General features: G+C 62.1%; 1 protein-coding gene. It reads left to right on the top strand.

The window, feature by feature from the left end:
- The first annotated feature begins 179 nt into the window (after positions 1 to 179).
- Entirely contained in the window at positions 180 to 1,535 is a 1,356-nt protein-coding gene (locus SY1_RS06220; protein WP_015556525.1) for a Synerg-CTERM sorting domain-containing protein, read from the top strand.
- Positions 1,536 to 1,657: the final 122 nt, after the last annotated feature.

Raw genomic sequence — 1,657 nt, 5'->3', positions numbered from 1 at the left:
CCCCTTTCAGGGGAGGCTTTAGGCCCCCCTCTGCAAGGGGGGCTGCTGAGCGGTAGCGAAGCTGGGGGGTGTTGTGGGGAGGAGGTGATGCAGAAAAGGAGAACGCACAGGTTGTGGAACTTCGCGTGCGCGGTGGTCCGTCGGAACATCGGGAATCATTTCAGCGAGGAGGTAAAGTTATGTATCGCAAGACGATGAAGCGCTGGTTTTCCGGGATGCTGCTTGTAACAGCGGTCCTCGTCCTGTCGGCTATGCCCGTGGCGGCGGCAAACCTGCTGTTCACGGCTCAGGACGATCTGTTCAACAACGCGCGTCTTGGGAAGATCTCGGGGTATAGAGTCTATACCCTCTCCAGGGATATCGGAGGAAAGTACGGACAGGGGATCTTTCCCTTCAAGAACGCGAACCAGGAGCGGGTGGCCGTCACCCTCTGCCAGACGTTCGACGGCGTACAGCCGGACGTCATCCAGGTCTATGATCCCAGATTCATAAGCACGTTGCCGGTGCTGACGGGACATCCCTACCTGCCCAACATCCGCAGCATGGTCTCCAAGGGCAGCTACCTCTACGGCACATCCTACATGGGGAAGGCGAATGCGCAGAACACCAAGGCCAGGGTGGCGCGGATCGGGATGTCGGGCAGCACTTATACCCCCGACATGGATCATGTTTACGAGTACAACCCTCCGTCGGGCGACGGGCACGGGGAGGCCCTGGTGTCCTACGGCAATTTCCTTTACGCGCTCTTCACGTCCCAGACGGGGAGTTACCCCAACTTCGTCTACAACCCAAGCAGGCTGGTGAAGCTCAACGCGGAGCTGGGACAGGTCAGGGCGATCGACCTGTACGGAAAGAACACCGACGGCGGCACTCTCGGTGCCACCTGCCTGAGCGGCGGGACCCTCTACATCGCTGCCTGGGGTGGGTCGCAGCCCACGGCCCCCAATTACAATCCCGATTCCATGATCGAATCCGTGAACCTGAACAACCTGAGCCACACCACCTGCGTCACCGGTTCGCAGGTCGCCGGTCGCGAGACGGGCTGGAGGCACCACTTCACCTCCATCGTGATCGTCGGCAGCACCGCCTATGTGCAGGCTGTGAGCTGGAACGCTTCGTGGATAGGGGGCGAGGTCCGGCTTTACGCGGTCCCCGTCGCCTCCCTGGGGTCGCTGGGCAGAGCGCATCGGGTCGACACGGTCTCATTTTCCGGCGGCTGGCGGCTGGGGATGGTCCAGGACGGACAGTACCTCTGGATGGCCGCGGGAAAGAACCTTCGCCGCTATACGCTGCCTGCGAACGGCACCGCGAATATGGTGTTCGGGCCCAACGGCGTGTCCTTGGGCGGCAACATCTCCTCCTTCATGCCGATCCCGTCGCTTCGTAGTGTCTTTGCCGCTCAGACGGCACAGGAGGAGCCGGTGCAGGCCATGGCCGCCAAGGATGAGAAGGACGGCGGCAGCGGTTGCGACGCGGGCTTTGGCTGGTTGCTGCTCCTGGCGGTCGTTCCCGTCGCGCTGCGGCGGAGGGGATAACGCTTGAGGAAACGTGGCGTTATCGCTCTCTTCCTCTAGGAAAAGGTACGGAAAGGAGGAGGGCGGATTTCCGCCCTCCTTTTGTCTCGGCTCCCCTGCAAGGGGGGCTGCCCCGAAGGGGA

It is taken from the genome of Fretibacterium fastidiosum, from assembly GCF_000210715.1.
GTDB lineage: Bacteria > Synergistota > Synergistia > Synergistales > Aminobacteriaceae > Fretibacterium > Fretibacterium fastidiosum.
The sequence above is the reverse complement of the archived record's forward strand: the minus strand, read 5'-3'. Positions and strand labels throughout refer to the sequence as shown.

Coding starts and splice junctions, on each gene's coding strand:
- SY1_RS06220 (WP_015556525.1), top strand. CDS start 180: ATGTATCGCAAGACGATGAAGCGCTGGTTTTCCGGGATGCTGCTTGTA.